This is a genomic window from Streptomyces sp. NBC_00388 (assembly GCF_036061255.1).
Lineage (GTDB): Bacteria > Actinomycetota > Actinomycetes > Streptomycetales > Streptomycetaceae > Streptomyces.
The window spans coordinates 5,446,340-5,465,634 of sequence record NZ_CP107948.1; the positions used below are offsets into that span (position 1 = coordinate 5,446,340).

16 protein-coding genes, 1 pseudogene and 1 riboswitch are annotated in these 19,295 nt (G+C 69.1%); of the genes and pseudogenes, 11 read left to right on the plus strand and 6 right to left on the minus strand.

All coding sequences use genetic code 11. The features are described from left to right. Nucleotides 1-190 precede the first annotated feature (190 nt). From OG917_RS30660 to gcvT, 6 genes and pseudogenes are all read right to left on the minus strand, one after another. Nucleotides 191-1,091, minus strand: a pseudogene (locus OG917_RS30660) (nucleotidyl transferase AbiEii/AbiGii toxin family protein). Continuing rightward, nucleotides 1,091-1,705 (minus strand): type IV toxin-antitoxin system AbiEi family antitoxin domain-containing protein, encoded by a 615-nt coding sequence (locus tag OG917_RS24445; protein ID WP_328319750.1) that lies wholly within the window; start codon nucleotides 1,703-1,705, stop codon nucleotides 1,091-1,093. Before OG917_RS24445 ends, OG917_RS30660 begins: the two are co-directional and overlap by 1 nt. A 253-nt stretch (nucleotides 1,706-1,958) precedes the next feature. Next, complete coding sequence (locus OG917_RS24450; RefSeq protein ID WP_328319751.1) at nucleotides 1,959-3,326, minus strand: L-serine ammonia-lyase; 1,368 nt, start codon at nucleotides 3,324-3,326, stop codon at nucleotides 1,959-1,961. A gap of 172 nt (nucleotides 3,327-3,498) precedes the next feature. Next, a complete protein-coding gene (glyA, locus tag OG917_RS24455) occupies nucleotides 3,499-4,761 on the minus strand; it encodes a serine hydroxymethyltransferase (protein ID WP_328319752.1) in 1,263 nt (420 codons plus the stop codon). A gap of 16 nt (nucleotides 4,762-4,777) precedes the next feature. Further along, nucleotides 4,778-5,158 carry a glycine cleavage system protein GcvH gene (gene gcvH, locus OG917_RS24460; RefSeq protein WP_328319753.1) on the minus strand — a complete coding sequence of 127 codons (381 nt, stop codon included), beginning with the start codon at nucleotides 5,156-5,158 and terminating at the stop codon, nucleotides 4,778-4,780. Between the two features lie 67 nt (nucleotides 5,159-5,225). Continuing rightward, a complete protein-coding gene (gene gcvT / locus OG917_RS24465) occupies nucleotides 5,226-6,341 on the minus strand; it encodes a glycine cleavage system aminomethyltransferase GcvT (protein ID WP_328319754.1) in 1,116 nt (371 codons plus the stop codon). Between the two features lie 143 nt (nucleotides 6,342-6,484). Beyond that, a riboswitch (glycine riboswitch) is annotated at nucleotides 6,485-6,580 on the minus strand. A 152-nt stretch (nucleotides 6,581-6,732) separates the two neighbouring features. Between gcvT and OG917_RS24470 the strand changes: the two genes are divergently transcribed. From OG917_RS24470 to OG917_RS24520, 11 genes are all read left to right on the plus strand, one after another. Further along, a complete protein-coding gene (locus tag OG917_RS24470; protein WP_328319755.1) occupies nucleotides 6,733-7,431 on the plus strand; it encodes an AAA family ATPase in 699 nt (232 codons plus the stop codon). Nucleotides 7,432-7,545: 114 nt separating this feature from the next. Next, a complete protein-coding gene (locus OG917_RS24475; protein ID WP_328319756.1) occupies nucleotides 7,546-8,295 on the plus strand; it encodes an enhanced serine sensitivity protein SseB in 750 nt (249 codons plus the stop codon). A gap of 183 nt (nucleotides 8,296-8,478) precedes the next feature. Further along, entirely contained in the window at nucleotides 8,479-9,249 is a 771-nt protein-coding gene (locus OG917_RS24480; RefSeq protein WP_328319757.1) for an enhanced serine sensitivity protein SseB C-terminal domain-containing protein, read from the plus strand. Between the two features lie 337 nt (nucleotides 9,250-9,586). After that, nucleotides 9,587-10,585: an ABC transporter permease gene (locus OG917_RS24485; protein WP_328319758.1), complete on the plus strand. Its 999-nt coding sequence runs from the start codon at nucleotides 9,587-9,589 to the stop codon at nucleotides 10,583-10,585. 46 nt (nucleotides 10,586-10,631) lie between these two features. Next, nucleotides 10,632-12,380: an ABC transporter substrate-binding protein gene (locus OG917_RS24490; protein WP_328319759.1), complete on the plus strand. Its 1,749-nt coding sequence runs from the start codon at nucleotides 10,632-10,634 to the stop codon at nucleotides 12,378-12,380. Between the two features lie 92 nt (nucleotides 12,381-12,472). Next, entirely contained in the window at nucleotides 12,473-13,483 is a 1,011-nt protein-coding gene (locus OG917_RS24495; RefSeq protein WP_328319760.1) for an ABC transporter permease, read from the plus strand. Continuing rightward, the gene (locus OG917_RS24500; protein ID WP_328319761.1) at nucleotides 13,480-14,574 is read left to right on the plus strand and encodes an ABC transporter ATP-binding protein; all 1,095 of its coding nucleotides are present in this window, start codon (nucleotides 13,480-13,482) and stop codon (nucleotides 14,572-14,574) included. The genes OG917_RS24495 and OG917_RS24500 overlap by 4 nt, the downstream gene beginning before the upstream one ends. A 116-nt stretch (nucleotides 14,575-14,690) precedes the next feature. Further along, nucleotides 14,691-15,986 (plus strand): ABC transporter ATP-binding protein, encoded by a 1,296-nt coding sequence (locus OG917_RS24505; RefSeq protein WP_443059101.1) that lies wholly within the window; start codon nucleotides 14,691-14,693, stop codon nucleotides 15,984-15,986. A gap of 121 nt (nucleotides 15,987-16,107) precedes the next feature. After that, complete coding sequence (locus tag OG917_RS24510) at nucleotides 16,108-17,499, plus strand: M1 family metallopeptidase (protein WP_328319764.1); 1,392 nt, start codon at nucleotides 16,108-16,110, stop codon at nucleotides 17,497-17,499. Nucleotides 17,500-17,721: 222 nt separating this feature from the next. After that, a complete protein-coding gene (locus tag OG917_RS24515; RefSeq protein ID WP_328319765.1) occupies nucleotides 17,722-18,384 on the plus strand; it encodes a trimeric intracellular cation channel family protein in 663 nt (220 codons plus the stop codon). 22 nt (nucleotides 18,385-18,406) lie between these two features. Next, a complete protein-coding gene (locus OG917_RS24520) occupies nucleotides 18,407-19,243 on the plus strand; it encodes a thioesterase family protein (RefSeq protein ID WP_328319766.1) in 837 nt (278 codons plus the stop codon). The last annotated feature ends 52 nt before the right edge of the window (nucleotides 19,244-19,295 follow it).

Below are 19,295 nucleotides of genomic sequence, written 5' to 3' on the forward strand. Positions count from 1 at the left end.
GGAGAGCCCCGCGCCAGGACCGGAGGACGGAGAAGCCCCGGCTGTCGCCGCGCTCCCGTGCCCGGACCCTCAGCACTCGATGATGTTCACCGCGAGCCCGCCCCGGGCCGTCTCCTTGTACTTGACCGAAACTCGTAATGCGCAGGTCTCGGGTTCCCCCCGAATGCCTGGTCGGTCGGCCAGGTCTGGTTCATGACCACGTGAGGGTCGCCGCACTCCAAGTGAGGGTAACGGCGTCGCCGTTGAGGAGTGTGTCTGCGAAGGCAGTGACCTGCCGGACGACGTCCGTGAAGCGTTCGGGGTAGCTCGTTGCGGCGGGGCCTTGCCGGCGGCGCCAGGCAGTGTAGGAGGTCTGGCGGCGCTCGCCGAGGTCGGTGATGGTAGAGCTGAGGGGTTTCAGGGTGATGCCGCGGTGTGTGGCGGTGGCGGTCAGCGCTGTTGTGAGTTCTTGGCCGTCCAGGTCGTTGAGGGTGAGCAAGCGGTAGAGGTCACCGTAGTCGCGGTCGCGGGTGTTGAGCTCGCCGAGTGAGACTGCGGTGGAGAGTTTCTCGGCGATGACGGTGGACAGTGGGTAGCCGAGGATCTGGAAGCTTTCCGTCGTGAGCTGCTGCGGATAGTCGATGATCCGGGGGCCGGGGGTGACGGGGTCGCCGAAGCTGATATCCAGTTGGAGGCTTGAGTCGTGCTCGGGCGATGGAGGCAGCCATCGACAGGCGTAGACCGTGGTACTCGTCCTCCTCGCGAATGGGGACGGTCTTGAGTGTCGTGGGATCGAATACGACTCCGTCGTTGATCTCGGTGGCGGCGATGCCCGCGATCCTGTGGATGATCTCTGTTTCGGTGCCTGGGAAAGATCGACCGAGGATGTCGATGTCCCGGGTCGTTCGACGTGCGCCGAACTGGGCGAGCAGCAGGCCACCTTTGAGGACGAAGTGCTCCCGGCCCAGGGGCGATGAGGCCAGGCGGTAGAGGAACCGTTCGAGGACGTACTCGACCATGACCTCGTCCGTGGACCGGCTGTTGCGGCGCGCCAGGTTACGCAGGTCGTTGTAGACGCGGCCGGCGGTGGTGTCGCGGGTGGGGTTGGCCATCAGGCGAGCACCGCCTCTACGGCGGGGCGGACGACAGAGAGGGCGTCCAACTCGCGTGCGATGTGCTGGAGTTCGCCGACCCCGCCGCGTCCGCTTCGGCGCAGGTAGCGGCCGAGCGCGGACAGGGCGAGGGTTTCGCCGAGGCGGCTGCGGTGGCGCATTGCGTCGACGACGCTGCGGGCCGCGTTGTATATGGGGACGGTCTCTCCCGGGGCTGCTTCGAACCGTTCGATAGCGAGGTCGAAGGTCTTTGCGGCGTACTGCGCCACCACGGTCGGCGGGTAGGAAATCGTCGGGCGGCGTGTCCCGCGCGGCACGGCGATGTGTACTGCTGCGGGGATGTCGTCGATCAGTTCATGCAGGGCCAGGGCGGATTCACCGCACACCACGGCGCGAGGAGCCCGTGCGCACACGGCCAGCAGATCCGCGTGCGCCGTTTCCGGGGCGTCTGCCCGTCGGTACACCCCACGGGACAGTTCGTCTATCTCCCCCTCCGTGACCAAGTGCGCCAGATCGCGAGGGGAGAGCAGGGCCTGCCGCGCCTGCGACGTCGTGAACGTGGGGGAGAGGCCGGCCAGCCGCTGCTCCAAGCGTGGGTTTTCCGCAGCGTTCATGTATCGAATCATACCCCTTGGGTGAGAGTGGGGGATCGATTTGATGCATCGGCTGGTGGGTGAGCGGCACATCCGGCGTTGATCACGTGCCGCGAACCCGCAGGTCAAAAGCCCCTTCCAGGGGGATATCCCAGGGACTTTTCAGGGACTTTCACGTCCGTCCCAGGGAGTCCCCAGGGACTTTCCGCCGCGTGAGCAGGGAAGGCCCTGACAGCGCTGAAAGACACGAACGCGCTGGTCAGGGCCCTTCCCTCTAGCACTCGATGATGTTCACCGCGAGCCCGCCCCGGGCCGTCTCCTTGTACTTGACCGACATGTCGGCCCCGGTCTCCTTCATCGTCTTGATGACCTTGTCCAGGGACACCTTGTGAATGCCGTCGCCGCGCATCGCCATCTTGGCCGCCGTGACCGCCTTGACCGCCGCCATGCCGTTCCGCTCGATGCACGGGATCTGGACGAGACCGCCGACCGGGTCGCAGGTCAGGCCGAGGTTGTGCTCCATACCGATCTCCGCCGCGTTCTCCACCTGCTCGGGGGAGCCGCCCAGGACCTCGGCGAGCGCGCCCGCCGCCATGGAGCAGGCGGACCCGACCTCGCCCTGGCAGCCGACCTCGGCGCCGGAGATCGAGGCGTTCTCCTTGAAGAGCATCCCGATGGCGCCCGCGGCCAGCAGGAAGCGGACGACGCCCTCCTCGTCGGCTCCGGGGATGAAGTTGATGTAGTAGTGCAGCACGGCGGGGATGATGCCGGCCGCGCCGTTCGTCGGGGCGGTGACCACCCGGCCGCCCGCCGCGTTCTCCTCGTTCACGGCCATCGCGTAGAGCGTGATCCACTCCATGGCGCGGGCGAGCGGGTCGCCCTCGGCGCGCAGCTGGCGGGCCGAGTTGGCCGCGCGGCGGCGGACCTTGAGGCCGCCGGGGAGGATGCCCTCGCGGGACATCCCGCGGGCGACGCAGGACTGCATGACGCCCCAGATGTCCAGCAGCCCGGTGCGGATCTCCGCCTCGGTGCGCCAGGCCTTCTCGTTCTCCAGCATCAGCGCGGAGATGGAGAGACCTGTGTCCCGGGTCAGCCGCAGCAGCTCGTCCCCGGTGCGGAAGGGGTGGTTCAGGACGGTGTCGTCGAGGACGATGCGGTCCTCGCCGACGGCGTCCTCGTCCACGACGAAGCCGCCGCCCACCGAGTAGTACGTCTTCTCCAGGAGCGGCGCGCCCTCGGTGTCGTACGCGAGGACGGTCATCCCGTTCGCGTGGTACGGCAGGGCCTTGCGCCGGTGCAGGACCAGGTCCTTGTCGTAGTCGAAGGCGATCTCGTGCGCGCCGAGGATGCTGATGCGGCCGCCGGCGCGGATCTCCTCGATACGCGCGTCGGCGTGCTCGACGTCGACCGTGCGGGGGGACTCGCCCTCCAGGCCGAGGAGCACCGCCTTCGGAGTGCCGTGTCCGTGGCCGGTGGCGCCCAGCGAGCCGAAGAGCTCGGCGCGGACCGATCCGGTGTGGGCCAGCAGGCCCTCGTTCTTCAGGCGGGCGGCGAACATCCGGGCGGCCCGCATGGGGCCGACCGTGTGCGAGCTGGACGGGCCGATGCCGATCGAGAAGAGGTCGAAGACCGATATGGCCACGGGAGAACTCCTTGGAATGGGTAGACGCCGTTGTCTGCCGGGGTGGTGCAGAGGTAGCGCGGTACAGCGGTGAGCGCGGTGCCTACGTGGTGCGGGGCACCCCGCTCACTGTCCAGTGTGCGGGGTGCCCCGTGGTTCGTACAAAACGGTACTGATCAGGACCGAATCGGTCCTACTTCAGCCCGGGGTAGAGCGGGAACTTCGCGGCCAGCACGGAGACCCGGGCGGCCAGGGCCTCCCGGTCGTAGGCCGGCTTCAGCGCGGCCGCGATGATGTCGGCGACCTCGGTGAAGTCCTCGGCCTGGAAACCGCGGGTGGCCAGCGCCGGCGTGCCGATCCGCAGCCCCGATGTGACCATCGGCGGGCGCGGGTCGTTCGGGACGGCGTTGCGGTTGACCGTGATGCCGATCTCGTGGAGACGGTCCTCCGCCTGCTGGCCGTCCAGCTCCGAGTTGCGCAGGTCCACCAGGACCAGGTGCACATCGGTGCCGCCGGAGAGGACCGAGACACCGTGCTCGGTGACGTCGGCCTGCACCAGACGCTCGGCGAGGATGCGGGAGCCGTCCAGGGTGCGCTGCTGGCGCTCCTTGAACTCGTCGGTCGCGGCGACCTTGAAGGACACCGCCTTCGCCGCGATCACGTGCTCCAGCGGGCCGCCCTGCTGACCCGGGAAGACCGCGGAGTTGATCTTCTTGGCGAGCTCGGCGGTGGAGAGGATCACACCACCGCGCGGGCCGCCCAGCGTCTTGTGCGTGGTCGTGGTGACCACGTGCGCGTGGGGGACCGGCGACGGGTGCAGACCGGCTGCCACCAGGCCCGCGAAGTGTGCCATGTCGACCATCAGGTACGCGCCGACCTCGTCGGCGATCCGGCGGAAGGCGGCGAAGTCCAGCTGGCGCGGGTAGGCGGACCAGCCGGCCACGATCAGCTTCGGCTGGGACTCCTTGGCGAGGCGGGCGACCTCGTCCATGTCGACCTGACCGGTCTCCTCGTCGACGTGGTACGCGACCACGTTGTAGAGCTTGCCGGAGAAGTTGATCTTCATGCCATGGGTCAGGTGCCCGCCGTGGGCGAGGTTCAGGCCCATGATCGTGTCGCCCGGCTTCAGCAGCGCGAACATCGCGGCCGCGTTCGCCTGGGCGCCCGAGTGCGGCTGGACGTTCGCGTGCTCGGCACCGAAGAGCGCCTTGACGCGGTCGATCGCGATCGTCTCGATGACGTCGACGTGCTCACAGCCGCCGTAGTAGCGGCGGCCCGGGTAGCCCTCGGCGTACTTGTTGGTGAGGACCGAGCCCTGGGCCTCCATGACGGCGACCGGAGCGAAGTTCTCCGAGGCGATCATTTCGAGGGTGGACTGCTGGCGGACCAGCTCGGCGTCGACAGCGGCGGCGACGTCCGGGTCGAGCTCGTGGAGGGAGGAATCAAGAAGTGACATCAATAGTCCCTAGTCCCTAGTTGCCGGCGGAGAAAGCGGCGTACTCGTCGGCGGAGAGCAGTTCGTCCGGCTCGCCGGTGACGCGCACCTTGAACAGCCAACCGCCCTCGTACGGGGCGGTGTTCACCAGCGACGGGTCATCGACGACGTCCTGGTTGATCTCGGTGATCCCACCGGAGACCGGGGCGTACAGATCGCTGACCGACTTGGTCGACTCCAGCTCGCCGCAGGTCTCGCCCGCGGTGACCGTGTCACCGACCTCAGGGAGCTGGGCGAAGACGACGTCACCGAGCGCGTTGGCCGCGAACTCCGTGATGCCGACCGTCGAGACGCCGTCCTCGGCGACCGACAGCCACTCGTGCTCCTTGCTGTAACGCAGCTGCTGGGGGTTGCTCATGACCTGATTCTCCTGGATGCGGGGGAGTGCTGGTGAACAGTGGTCTTACGGGCTGAGATGGTGTGGGTCACTTCTGGCGCTTGTAGAACGGCAGTGCCACGACCTCGTACGGCTCATGGGTACCGCGGATGTCCACGCCCACACCGGAGGTCCCGGGCTCCGCGTGGGCCGCGTCGACGTACGCCATGGCGATCGGCTTGCCCAGCGTCGGCGAAGGGGCGCCCGAGGTGACCTCACCGACGACCTTGCCGTCCGCGACGACCGGGTAGCCCGCGCGGGGGACCCGGCGGCCCTCGGCGACCAGGCCGACCAGCTTCCGCGGCGGGGCCGCGGCGGCGCGCTCGGCGGCGGCCTCCAGGGACGCGCGCCCGACGAAGTCACCCGCCTTCTCGAACTTGACGACCCGGCCGAGACCGGCGTCGAAGGGTGTCAGCCCGGTGGTCAGCTCGTGACCGTAGAGCGGCATGCCCGCCTCAAGGCGCAGCGTGTCGCGGCAGGAGAGGCCGCAGGGCACCAGACCGGCCGGCGCGCCCGCCTCGGTCAGCGCCTGCCAGAGCTTCTCGGCGTCGGACGGGGCGACGAACAGCTCGAAACCGTCCTCGCCCGTGTACCCGGTCCTCGCGATGAGCGCCGGGACACCGGCGACGGTGCCGGGCAGACCCGCGTAGTACTTCAGCCCGTCCAGGTCGGCGTCCGTGAGCGACTTCAGGATGCCGGAGGATTCCGGCCCCTGTACGGCCAGCAGGGCGTACGCGTCGCGGTCGTCCCGTACGACGGCGTCGAAGCCGCCCGAGCGGGCGGCCAGCGCGTCCAGGACCACCTGGGCGTTGCCCGCGTTGGCGACGACCATGTACTCCTGCTCGCCGAGCCGGTACACGATCAGGTCGTCCAGGATCCCGCCGTCCTCCTGGCAGATCATGGTGTAGCGGGCGCGGCCGTTGCCGACAGTGCTGATGTTGCCGACCAGCGCGTGGTCGAGCAGGTCCACGGCCTGCGGCCCGCTGACGGTGATCTCACCCATGTGGGAGAGGTCGAAGAGCCCGGCGTGCGTCCGTACGGCGATGTGCTCGTCGCGCTCGCTGCCGTAGCGCAGCGGCATGTCCCAGCCCGCGAAGTCGGTCATGGTCGCACCGAGCGACCGGTGCAGGGCGTCGAGTGCTGTGAGGCGGGGGGTGGGGCTCATATGCGGTACTCCCGGGGCATGACAGACGGAGGACGATTCCTCCCCATCTGTCATCGGAACCTGAGAGGTTCGCCGGCGCCTGTCGAGAGCGCGCGGCTTGCACCTTGGGTGGGACCGCACGGCGGCCCGCTTTTCAGATCTGCCTCGTCCGCGCGGTACGGGGCCTGAGAGATTACAAGGGAGGGACTTGCTCCTTCGGCGCCCCGGCCGGTGGCCGGGGACTCTCCCGCGCGGATTCGAACGGCCTGTATGGAGTTGGCGCGCACATCATCGCATGCCGGGGAACGGGCGCCTCACTTGTGTCGCATTACTCTTTCTTTACACTTCATCCGCAGGGGTCTGCAGGGATGCGCAGGCATGCGAGCGGGGTGGCCCGACAGGGGGAGTGGCCATGGTGGGGCAGGAACAGCGCGCGGATACGACACCCGGGGGACGGGCGGTGGCGCCCGTCCCGTCCGGGCGGACCGGACCACCGGGACGGGACGGCCCGGAGCAGGCAGGACGGGTGGCGCCCGCGGTGCGGGATCTGCGGCGGCGCACGGGCGGCGGCCCGCGCGGCCTGGTGTTCGCCGCGGGCGACGTCGTGGTCGTGTCCGGCCTGCCCGGCAGCGGGAAGTCCACGCTCTTACGCCGGGCCGCCGGGGCGTACGGAATCGACTCGCAGGACACCCGGGAGCGCTGGGAGCGCCGGATGCCCCGCTGCCTGCCGTACTGGAGCTACCGCCCGCTGGTGCGGGCCGCCCACTACCGGGGGCTGTGGCGCACCCTGCGCACGGGCGCCGGCGTCGTGGTGCACGACTGCGGGACACAGTCCTGGGTACGCGCCCTGCTGGCCCGCGCGGCGCGGCGCCGCGGCCGCACCCTGCATCTGCTGCTGCTCGACGTGGCGCCGGTCGTGGCGCGGGCCGGTCAGGAGGAGCGCGGCCGGGCGGTGTCCGGGTACGCCTTCGCCCGGCACCGCAGGGCGGTCGCCCGGCTGGTCCGGGACGCCGAGCGGGCACGGCTGCCCGCCGGGTGCGGATCGGTGGTGCTGCTCGACCGCGAAGCGGCGGCGGCGCTGCACCGGATCGGCTTCGACGCGGCGCTCTGACCCCGCTGCTCCCCGCCGGGGGGAGGCCGTTCGGACGAGCCCGGCACGATGCGGGCGACAGGGCCTAGGGTTTGCCGACAGACGAACAGGTGAGAAGGGGATACCTCGGTGGACATGGCATGGCCGGGAAACGAGCTCGAAGAGGTGCTGGCCGCATCGGTCGGGAGCCCCGCTGCGGGCGGCCGGCTGATCGAGGTGCTGGGGCGCAGCAACCTCTGGGTTCCGCTGCCCAACGGCGGCGGGCAGGAGAGCAGTTCGCTCGACCTGCCCACAGTGGACATCGAGGGTGGGGCGTATGTGCCCGTCTTCAGCTCCGAGGCGCAGTTCCTCCAGTGCGTCGGCTCGCACTACTCGTTCGCGGTGGCCCCGGCGGTCGAATTCGCCCGGGGGCTGCCGCCGCAGCTCGGTGTCGCGGTGAACCCGGGCGGGGCGGTCGGTATGCCGCTGCCGCCCCCCGCCGTGGCCGAACTGTGCCGGACCGGCCGGACCCCGCTCGACGGGCCCGCGACCGGTGGCCGGGTGCGGCTCTTCGAGCCGGACTGGCAGGAGGAGCCGGTCGACTTCCTCTCCGCGGCCGCCGGTGAGTTCGAGGAGTCGGGCGTCGTCCGGTCCGCGCGCAGGGCCCTCGCGTCCATCGAGGGAGGGGACCCGGTCCTCTTCGTCGGGGTCGAGTTCGCGACGTGGGAGGGCGCGGGCCGCAACGCGCCGATGGACGCGCTCGGCCGGGCGCTCCACCGGGTCGAGGTCCCCTGGCCGGTCAATCTCGTCCTGCTGGACGTGGCGCAGGACCCGGTCGCCGACTGGATGCTGGAGAGGGTCAGGCCGTTCTACGTCAGGGCGGACGCGGCGGGGCCCGTGCTGTAGGGCCGGTCCGGTGCGTCCTGCGGGGCAGGGCCGGTGCCGTACCGGCCCCGGGAACCGGCGTCCGCCTAAGCTGGTCGGATGCGTGGGGCGACCGGCGCGCACCTGGCCGGAAATCGCACAGGGCGGCGGGCGGGCCGGCGGGTGGAACGTCAACGGGTGGATCGAAGAGGGGCGGGACCCAGGGTGAGTGCGTCGGGCACGGCGGCCGGGCAGGTCGAGGAGATGCTGCTTCAGGTGACCCCCGGGCGGTACGACGCCTATGAGGCGCTGCTGCAGGCACTCGCCGACAGCCAGGTCTGGATGCTGCTCTGGCACGGCCAGGCCGGGTCGCAGGACGCCCAGTACGGGAACATGGAGATCGAGGGGCTCGGTTACGCCCCGTGCGTGACCTCGGCCCAGGAGCTGGCGGTCTCCGGCTGGAACCGTTCGCACGAGGTGGTCACAGGGCGTGACATCGCCCGCTCCCTCTACCCGGACCGCTGGGGAATCTGGCTCAATCCGCACGCCCCCGGCGGCGGTGTCGGCATTCCCTGGACCGATCTGCGGCGGATCGCCACCGGCCTCGACCGGATGCCGGCCGGACCGCTGCGGCTCTCGGAGCCGGCCATCGAGATCCCGCAGTTCTACGCGCTGCTCACGCAGAGCGCGCACCACACCCCCGCGATCCGTTCGCTGAGCAGGGTCTGGGTGCAGCCAGCGCTCGGCACCCCGTACCTGGCCATCGGTCTCGACCTGTACGACACGGGCCAGCAGTCGGTGGATTCGGTGCGGGCGATGATGCAGCAGTCGATCGCCGCGGTGCCCGAGGGGCTGCCCGTGTCGACCGTGGCGCTCTCGGATGCGTACGACCCGGTCGGTATGTGGCTGCGGGCCAACTCCCGCCCGTTCTACGACCGTGAGGCCCATATGATCCCCTCCCCTGCGGCGGGATACGGCTACCCGCCGGTAGGCTGAGTGCACCAATTGGGCCGCCAATGGCGGCCGTTGGGTGTGATGTCCGAACTGGCGCATTAGCGAGGAAAGTTTCCGCTCAGTCGAGCTCGGCGTCCGGATAACGGAAGTCCATTGACCGCATCACGGTTACGCATACATTCACCGTCAGGTCTGGCGGGTGATCGCAACCGCAATGAAGACTCCCTGCAGCGAGCGTTGTCGTGCCCTTGTGCGGCGAGCCGCGAACACATTCCGTCACTTCAGCACAGTGGCATCACCCGATGCGCTTGATGCACAGCAGCCGCCACCGCGGCAGGTACGGGCCGGCCACCGCCGGCCGGGAGGGGTCAAAGGCACTGTGACCGCACCGATCGAGACCACCGGATCGACTGCCGAAGCGCAGCCGGAGGCAGTACTCACGGGGGCCACGCAGAGCCAGATCGAGGGCCGTTCACTCGGCCGGATCGCCTGGACGCGTTTCAAGCGGGACAAGGTCGCCATGGCCGGCGGGGTCGTCGTGATCCTGCTGGTGCTGGTCGCCATCCTGTCCAAGCCGATCCAGGCGATGTTCGGGCTCGACCCCAACGACTTCCACCAGAACCTGGTCGATCCGACTCTGCTGGCGCCCAAGGGCAGCCTCGGCGGCATCAGTTGGAGCCACCCGCTGGGTGTGGAACCGCAGACCGGCCGGGACATCCTGGCCCGGATCGTCGAAGGTTCCTGGGTGTCCCTGGTGGTCGCCGCGGGCTCGACGCTCCTCTCGGTCGTCATCGGCGTCGTCATGGGCGTGGTGGCCGGCTTCTACGGCGGCTGGGTGGACAGCGGCATCAGCCGCCTGATGGACACCTTCCTGGCGTTCCCGCTGTTGCTCTTTGCGATCTCGATCTCCGCCTCGCTCCAGGGCAACGCGTTCGGCCTCAGCGGTCTGACGCTCCGTATCTGCGTGCTGATCTTCGTGATCGGCTTCTTCAACTGGCCCTACATGGGCCGCATCGTCCGTGCGCAGACACTGAGTCTGCGTGAACGGGAGTTCGTCGAGGCCGCCCGCTCACTGGGGGCCCGCGGGCCCTTCATTCTCTTCCGCGAGCTGCTCCCGAACCTGGTCGCGCCGATCCTCGTCTACGCGACCCTGCTGATCCCCACCAACATCCTCTTCGAGGCGTCCCTGAGCTTCCTCGGCGTGGGCATCCAGCCGCCGCAGGCCTCCTGGGGCGGCATGTTGTCCACCGCGGTCGACCTCTACCAGGTCGACCCGATGTTCATGGTCATTCCCGGCCTGGCGATCTTCATCACCGTGCTGGCCTTCAATCTGCTGGGGGACGGGCTGCGCGACGCACTCGACCCCCGTGGCAAGTAATCGCGGCCATGCCGCACACCGGACAACCGAGGGGGCTTTCCTCAGCATGAGAAGCAGGAAGACGGCAGCGGCAATAGCCGCGACGGTAGCGCTGGGGCTCGCTGCCACCGCTTGCGGGAGCAGTGACAGTGGCAGCGGGGGCAGCCACGGCAAGGCCGACGCAGCTCTGACCAGCATCGTCAACAAGACCGACAAGAAGGGGGGGACGGTCACCTACGAGCACTCCAGTGGCCCGGACTCCCTGGACCCCGGCAACACGTACTACGGCTGGGTGCAGAACTTCTCCCGGCTCTACGCGCGTGCGCTGGTGACCTTCAAGCCGGCCGCCGGCAAGGAAGGGCTCAAGATCGTGCCCGACCTGGCGACGAGCCTGGGCAAGGCCACCCCGGACGCCAAGACCTGGACCTACCACCTCCGCAAGGGCGTGAAGTTCCAGGACGGCACCGTGATCACCTCGAAGGACGTCAAGTACGCCGTCGAGCGGACCTTCGCCCGTGAGGCGCTGTCCAACGGGCCCACGTACTTCAGCACGTACCTCAAGGACGGCGACAAGTACAAGGGTCCCTACAAGGACAAGTCGCCCGACGGTCTCAAGTCCATCGAGACGCCGGACGACTCCACGATCGTCTTCCACCTGAGCAAGCCGTTCGCGGACATGGACTACCTCGCGTCCTTCTCGCAGACGGCCCCGGTGCCGCAGAAGGCCGACAAGGGCGCCTCGTACGTCCAGAACATCGTGTCCTCGGGCCCGTACAAGTTCGCTTCGTACAGCGAGAGCCGCGGCGCGACGCTGGTCCGCAACCCGCAGTGGGACCCGAAGACGGACCCGATCCGCAAGGCGCTGCCGGACAAGATCAACCTGAAGCTGAACATCACGCCGACGACCGTCGACGAGCACCTGCTCAGTGACACGAGCACCGCGGACATCGCCGGTACCGGTCTGCAGTCCAAGACGCAGCCGAAGGTCCTCACGAAGGTCGCCGAGAAGGCGAAGACGGACGACCCGTACGCCGGCGCGCTGCAGTACCTCGCGCTGAACGTGCACGTGAAGCCGTTCGACAACGCCGACTGCCGCAAGGCCGTCCAGTACGTCACGGACAAGGCCGACATGGTCGACGCCATCGGCGGCGCGGTCCGGGGCGACCCGGCCACGACCGTCATCCCGCCGGGTGTCTCGGGCTACAAGAAGTTCGACCTGTACCCGACGGCCGGCAACAAGGGCAACATCGCCAAGGCCAAGCAGTACCTGGCCAAGTGCGGTAAGCCCAAGGGCTTCAAGACGACGCTGACCGCCCGCTCCGACCGTCCCGACGAGGTCACCAGCGCGACGCAGCTCCAGCAGAGCCTGAAGAAGATCGGCATCGTCGCCGACATCAAGACGTTCCCGTCGGACAAGTACTTCACCGACTTCGCGGGCGTCCCGGACTGGGTCCACAAGAACAACGCCGGAATGATGATGATGGCGTGGGGCGCCGACTGGCCGGCCGGCTTCGGCTACATCGACCAGATCGTCGACGGCAAGGCCATCAAGCCGTCCGGTGGCACCAACCTGATGGAGCTCGACGACCCGAAGATCAACGCGGAGATCGTCAAGGGCATCGGGACGCTGGACAACGCGAAGCGCAACGCCACCTGGGGCAAGGTCGACCAGATGGTGATGGAGAACGCCTCCGTCGTACCGCTCTTCTACCGCAAGAACCTGCTCTACCGCCCGGACTCGGCGGCGAACGTAACGGTCAGTCAGGCGTACCTCGGCATGTACGACTACGTGCTGATGACCTCGACCAAGAAGTAACACCTGTTCATCGACAGCACCCCCTGAAAGGCAGGTGAAGGCGCCGGGACGGACGGGCCTACCCCGTCCGTCCGACCCGGCGCCGCACGGCTGTGGCTGCGTACATCATCCGACGCGTATTCGCCGCGGTGTTGCTGCTGCTGGTGGTCAGCGCAGTCACCTTCGCGATCTTTTTCCTCGTCCCCCGCCTCGGCGGGCAGACGACCGACTCCATGGCTGCCCAGTACGTGGGCAAGAGCCCCGACCCGGCGACGATCGCCGCGGTCAAGAAGAACCTGGGGCTGGACCTGCCCCTCTACGAGCAGTACTGGCACTTCATCAAGGGCATCGTCGTCGGCGCGAACTACCACTTCGGGCCCGATCCCGCCGTGTGCCACGCGCCGTGCTTCGGCTACTCCTTCAAGACCCACTCGGCGGTCTGGCCGGAGATCCAGCAGCGCGTCCCGGTGACGCTGTCGCTCGCGGTCGGTGCGGCGGTCATCTGGGTCGTCACCGGTGTGGCGACCGGAGTGGTCTCCGCGCTCAAGCGGGGCACGCTCATCGACCGGCTCGCGATGGGCGTGGCACTGGCCGGCGTCTCGCTGCCGATGTTCTTCACCGGTCTGGTCTCGCTCGCCCTGTTCAGCTTCCACTGGACGGTCTGGGGCGATCTGCAGTTCGTGCCCTTCACGGACAACCCGGCGGAGTGGGCCTGGAACCTGATCCTTCCCTGGTGCACCCTCGCCTTCCTGTACTCGGCGCTCTACGCCCGGCTCACCCGGGCCGGAATGCTGGAGACCATGGGCGAGGACTACATCAGAACCGCGCGGGCCAAGGGTCTGCGCGAGCGGAACGTGGTCGTCAAGCACGGTCTGCGCGCCGCGCTGACCCCGCTCGTCACCATCTTCGGCATGGACTTCGCGCTGCTCATCGGCGGCGCCGTCATCACCGAGACCGTCTTCTCCTTCCAGGGGATGGGGGCCTACGCGATCCAGGGTGTGACCCGCAGCGACCTTCCGGTCGTCATGGGCGTGACGCTGGTGGCCGCCTTCTTCATCGTTGTCTGCAACCTGCTGGTGGACCTTGTGTACGCCGCGATCGACCCCCGGGTGAGGCTCTCATGAGCGACGTGCGCAAGAAGGGTTCCGGCGAGCCCGCGAAGAGCGGCCAGGCCGGTGCGCCGTCCGCGGCCGGCAAGAGCTTCCTCTCCGTCCGGGACCTGCGGATCCACTTCGACACCGACGACGGCCTGGTCAAGTCCGTGGACGGCGTCAGCTTCGACCTGAAGGCCGGTCAGACGCTCGGCATCGTGGGCGAGTCCGGCTCCGGCAAGTCCGTGACCTCACTGGGGATCATGGGCCTGCACAACTCCGACCGGGCCCGGATCTCCGGTGAGATCTGGCTCGACGGCGAGGAACTGATCGGAGCGGGACCCGAGCGGGTCCGTAACCTCCGCGGCCAGAAGATGGCCATGATCTTCCAGGACCCGCTGTCGGCGCTCCACCCGTACTACAGCATCGGCGCCCAGATCGTGGAGGCGTACCGCGTCCACAACAAGGTCGACAAGAAGACCGCGCGCACGCGTGCGGTCGAGATGCTCGACCGGGTCGGCATCCCCGAGCCGCACCGCCGCTTCGAGGACTACCCGCACCAGTTCTCCGGCGGTATGCGCCAGCGCGCGATGATCGCGATGTCCCTGGTCAACAACCCCGAGCTGCTCATCGCCGACGAGCCGACGACCGCCCTGGACGTGACCGTCCAGGCGCAGATCCTCGACCTCATCCGCGATCTGCAGACGGAGTTCGGCTCGGCCGTCGTCATCATCACCCACGACCTCGGCGTCGTCGCCGAGATCGCGGACGAGCTCCTGGTGATGTACGCGGGCCGCTGCATCGAGCGCGGCTCGGCCGAGAAGGTCTTCTACGAGCCCCAGCACCCCTACACCTGGGGGCTGCTGGGCTCCATGCCGCGCATCGACCGTGAGCAGACCGAGCGTCTGGTGCCCGTCAAGGGCTCCCCGCCCAGCCTGATCAACGTGCCGTCCGGCTGCGCCTTCCACCCCCGCTGCCCGTATGCCGACGTGCCCAAGGACAACATCACCCGCACCGAGCGTCCGGATCTGCGGGAGAGCACGGAGGGGCACTTCTCCGCCTGTCACATGACGAAGGCCCAGCGGGAAAAGATCTGGACCGAAGAGATTGCGCCGAAGCTGTGACTGATCAGAAGAAGAAGGATCCGCAGGCTCCCGAGGCTCCGAAGGTCCCGCAGCAGACGTCCAAGGACTCCGCCGCGGCGAAGGCTCCCGCCAAGGACTCCGGGGCGGAGCCGCTCCTGAGGGTCACCGACCTGGTCAAGCACTTCCCGATCACCAAGGGTGTGCTGAAGCGCAAGGTGGGCGCGGTCCAGGCGGTGGACGGGCTGTCGTTCGACGTGTACCCGGGGGAGACCCTGGGTGTCGTGGGGGAGTCGGGCTGCGGCAAGTCGACCATGGGCCGGCTGATCACGCGGCTGCTCGAACCGAGCGGTGGCAAGGTCGAGTTCGAGGGCAAGGACATCACGCACCTGTCCGCCGGGCGGATGCGGCCGATGCGCCGCGACGTACAGATGATCTTCCAGGACCCGTACGGCTCGCTGAACCCCCGGCACACCGTCGGCGGGATCATCGGCACCCCCTTCCGGCTCCAGGGCGTCGAGCCCGAGGGCGGTGTGAAGAAGGAGGTGCAGGGCCTGCTGGAGCTGGTCGGTCTGAGCCCCGAGCACTACAACCGCTATCCGCACGAGTTCTCCGGCGGTCAGCGCCAGCGCATCGGTATCGCCCGCGCGCTCGCACTGCGGCCCAAGCTCGTCGTCGCGGACGAACCCGTCTCGGCGCTGGATGTGTCGATCCAGGCGCAGGTGGTGAACCTGCTGGACGACCTCCAGAGCGAGCTCGGCCTGACGTACGTGATCATCGCCCACGACCTCTCGGTCATCCGGCACGTCTCGGACCGGATCGCGGTGATGTACCTCGGGAAGATCGTCGAGCTGGCCGACCGCAAGTCGCTGTACGAGTCGCCGATGCACCCGTACACCAAGGCGCTGCTCTCTGCGGTGCCGGTGCCGGACCCGCGGCGCAAGGGAGCCAAGAGCGACCGTATCCGGCTGGAGGGCGACGTCCCTTCGCCGATCTCCCCGCCGGCCGGCTGCCGGTTCCACACCCGGTGCTGGAAGGCGACGGAGATCTGCGGGGTGCAGGAGCCGCCGCTGCTGCAGCTGCGGACCGGACACCAGGTGGCCTGCCACCACCCGGAGAACGCACCCGACCAGGTGCCGGGCGAGGAGCGGCTGCCGCAGGCGCGGGAGGCGGCGGCGCTGGTCTCGGTCGCGAAGACCGAGCCGGCCGGGCCGCCGGCCGCGGACTCCGGGGCGGAGCCCGCGCCGGGACCGGACGCCGCTGCCGCCTCCGCCGCACAGGACGACCCCGCGGAGGCCACCGCCGCGCAGGACGCCCCCGCGGAGGTCACCGCCGCCCAGGAGGACGCCTCAGCCGGGCCGGACGCCGCAGTAGCGGACGCCGCAGCACCGGACGCTCCCTCGGTTGACACCTCACCGGAGCCTGGCCCCGCGGGGGATCCGGAGAAGAAGTAATCGCTGCGAGGCGTGACTTCGGGCTGCTCATGACAACTTAGTAAAGTCATGAGCATGCCTAAACGGGAGAGTGCAGAGTCAGCGTGTCCGTAACAACGGCGCACGTACGAAGGGCAGACTCTTGGCGCTCTCCCGTTCGGCACGTCTGGCCGCCCTCGCCACCGCGACGGCTGCCCTCTGTGTCACAGCAGCCGCTCCGGCGCCCTCACCCGGTGCGGCCGGCATCGGCGACCCCTACTTCCCGCAGCTGGGCAACGGTGGCTTCGACGCCCTGCACTACGGCCTCGACGTCGCGTACCAACCGGACACCGGCCGGCTCGACGGCCGGACGACGGTGACGGCCCGCGCCACCCAGAACCTCTCCTCCTTCGACCTGGACCTCCAGAAGCTGGCGGTCGCATCGGTCGAGGTGAACGGCGCCCGCGCCCGCTTCACCCGCTCCGGCGACGAGATACGGATCACCCCGGCCGCCTCGCTGCACAAGGGCCGGACCTTCACCGTGCGGGTCGTCTACGGCGGTGTGCCGCAAGCGCTCAGCGGCCCGATCGTCTTCGGCTCCGACTACGGCTGGATGAAGACGAAGGACGGCGTCTTCGTCGCCTGCGAGCCCAACGCTGCCTCCACCTGGTTCCCTTCGAGCGACCACCCCTCGGACAAGGCCGCCTTCGACGTCACCATCAAGGCGCCCAGGGGGCTGACCGGCGTCTCCAACGGACGGCTGGTCTCCAGCCGTACGCAGGGCGCTTCGACCGTCTCGCACTGGCGCGAGTCCCGGCAGATGGCCACGTACCTCGCCACCGCCTCGATCGGGAAGTTCGACGTCAGGACCGGCCGGACGCCCGCGGGCACCCCCATCTACGTGGCCATCGACCCGGTGCTCGCCCACAGCAACGCCGTCGACGTCTACGCGGTGACCGCTGCGGCCACCGACTACTGGTCGAAGCTCTTCGGGCCCTATCCGTTCGAGGAGACGGGTGCGGTGGTCGACGACATGCCGCAGGCGGGCTTCTCGCTGGAGACCCAGTCCAAGCCGAGTTACTCGGCCGTGCGCAACGAGTCGACGATCGTGCACGAGCTGGCGCACCAGTGGTTCGGCGACTCCGTCTCCGTGAAGCAGTGGAAGGACATCTGGCTGAACGAGGGCTTCGCCACGTACGCCCAGTGGCTGTGGGACGAGCACGAGGGCAAGCGCCCGGCCCACGACGCCTTCCTCGCCGAGTACAACGCGACCCCGGCGAACTCGTCCTTCTGGGAGACGAAGGTCGCCGACCCGCAGCGCGACACGATGTTCTCCTCGGCCGTCTACGACCGTGGTGCGATGACGCTCCAGGCGCTGCGGGACCGGATCGGGGACAAGGCGTTCTTCCGGCTGCTGCCCGCCTGGACGAAAGCGCACCGTTACGGCAACGCCGACACGGGGCAGTTCACCGCGCTCGCCGAGAAGATCTCCGGGCAGCGGCTCGGCGGATTCTTCGACGCATGGCTGCGCACCCCGGGCAAACCGGCGCTCTAAGGGCTGTCCCGTAATCCCTGGTGGATCAGCGCGGGGCGTCAGATGCGGTGCATCGCAAGGCGGAGGGGCGCTCGCATACTGGATGTATTCGGGCGTTCCGACAACGCGGCGAGGTGCCGTAGCTGTCGTCGTGCGCCCGCCGGGGATTACGGGACAGCCCTTAGCCGGCTCCCGGGGCGGAGCGCTGCGACGTGGCGGGCGCCGCGGGGGTAGAACTGTCGGGTGCTCCATGATCTGTTCAACACCTCCGTCCAGCACGCGCTCGACCTCGTCGGAATCTTCGTGTTCGCGATCTCCGGTGCGCTGCTCGCCGTACGGAAGAACTTCGACGTCTTCGGGATCGCGGTGTTCGCCGAGGTCACGGCGCTGGGCGGCGGGCTGTTCCGCGACATCGTGATCGGCGCGGTGCCGCCCGCCGCCTTCACCGACCTCGGGTACTTCGTCACGCCGCTGATCGCGGCCGCCCTGGTCTTCTTCCTCCATCCCGAGGTCGAGCGGATCCAGGTCGGGGTGAACGTCTTCGACGCGGCCGGACTCGGCCTCTTCTGTGTGACGGGCACCACCAAGGCGTACGACTACGGGCTCGGCTTCACCGCCTCCGCGGTGATGGGGCTCGCCACGGCGGTCGGCGGCGGCGTGCTCCGTGACGTCCTGGCCAACGAGACGCCGTCGCTGGTGCGCTGGGACCGCGACCTGTACGCCGTGCCCGCGGTGGTGGGGGCCGCCATGGTGGCGCTCTTCATCCGGTTCGACGTGCTCACCACCACCACGGGCTGCATCGCGGCGCTCACCTGTTTCGTGCTGCGGCTGCTCGCCCTGCGCTTCCACTGGCGGGCCTGGCGGGCCTGGCACCGGCGTTCCTCAGCTGTCTCTACCGACGAGTAACTTTGCGGTGTACGGTGCCTTCATGGCACAGGTATCCATCGGGGACAGCGAGTTCGACCGCGACACCGCAGTCACCCGTCGTGAAGAAGGCGTCTACGACGCGGAGCTGTCCGCGGGCTGGACCATCATCCAGGCGGTCAACGGCGGTTATCTGCTGGCTCTGATCGGCCGCGCACTCGGTGACGCGCTCCCGCACCCCGACCCGTTCTCGGTCTCCGCGCACTATGTGACCGCGTCCCGTCCCGGCCCGGCGGTGATCCGAACCCAGACGGTCCGCAGCGGCCGCACGCTCTCCACCGGCCAGGCGTCGCTCTTCCAGTACGCGGAGGACGGCACCGAGGTCGAGCGGATCCGGGTGCTCGCCTCGTACGGAGACCTGGATGCCCTCTCCGACGACGTGCGCACCACCGCCAAGCCGCCGTCGATCCCGCCCATCGAGCACTGTCTGGGCTCCGGTGACGGCCCGGCGCCCATACCCGGCTCCTCCGCGATCACGGAGCGCCTGATGCTCAAGCTGGACCCGGCCACCTGCGGGTGGGCGGTGGGCGCGCCGTCCGGCAAGGGGGAGATGCGCGCGTGGTTCGGACTGGCCGACGGCCGCGACGCCGATCCGCTCTCCCTGCTGCTGACGGTGGACGCGCTGCCGCCGACCGCCTTCGAGCTCGGCATCAAGGGCTGGGTGCCCACCGTCGAGCTGACCACGCACGTCCGGTGCCGCCCGGCGCCGGGCCCGCTCCGGGTCTCGATCGTCACCCGCAACCTCGCGGGCGGCTTCCTGGAGGAGGACGCGGAGGTCTGGGACAGCGCGGACCGGCTGGTGGCGCAGTCCCGGCAGCTCGCGCTGGCCCCTCGGGGGTAGCGCCGCGGGGGAGCGGCCGCGGTTTGCGCCGCGGCGCCCGCCCCGGCCGGAT

Coding starts and splice junctions, on each gene's coding strand:
- OG917_RS24445 (WP_328319750.1), bottom strand. CDS start 1,705: ATGAACGCTGCGGAAAACCCACGCTTGGAGCAGCGGCTGGCCGGCCTC.
- glyA (WP_328319752.1), bottom strand. CDS start 4,761: ATGTCACTTCTTGATTCCTCCCTCCACGAGCTCGACCCGGACGTCGCC.
- gcvH (WP_328319753.1), bottom strand. CDS start 5,158: ATGAGCAACCCCCAGCAGCTGCGTTACAGCAAGGAGCACGAGTGGCTG.
- gcvT (WP_328319754.1), bottom strand. CDS start 6,341: ATGAGCCCCACCCCCCGCCTCACAGCACTCGACGCCCTGCACCGGTCG.
- OG917_RS24470 (WP_328319755.1), top strand. CDS start 6,733: ATGGTGGGGCAGGAACAGCGCGCGGATACGACACCCGGGGGACGGGCG.
- OG917_RS24475 (WP_328319756.1), top strand. CDS start 7,546: ATGGCATGGCCGGGAAACGAGCTCGAAGAGGTGCTGGCCGCATCGGTC.
- OG917_RS24490 (WP_328319759.1), top strand. CDS start 10,632: ATGAGAAGCAGGAAGACGGCAGCGGCAATAGCCGCGACGGTAGCGCTG.
- OG917_RS24500 (WP_328319761.1), top strand. CDS start 13,480: ATGAGCGACGTGCGCAAGAAGGGTTCCGGCGAGCCCGCGAAGAGCGGC.
- OG917_RS24520 (WP_328319766.1), top strand. CDS start 18,407: ATGGCACAGGTATCCATCGGGGACAGCGAGTTCGACCGCGACACCGCA.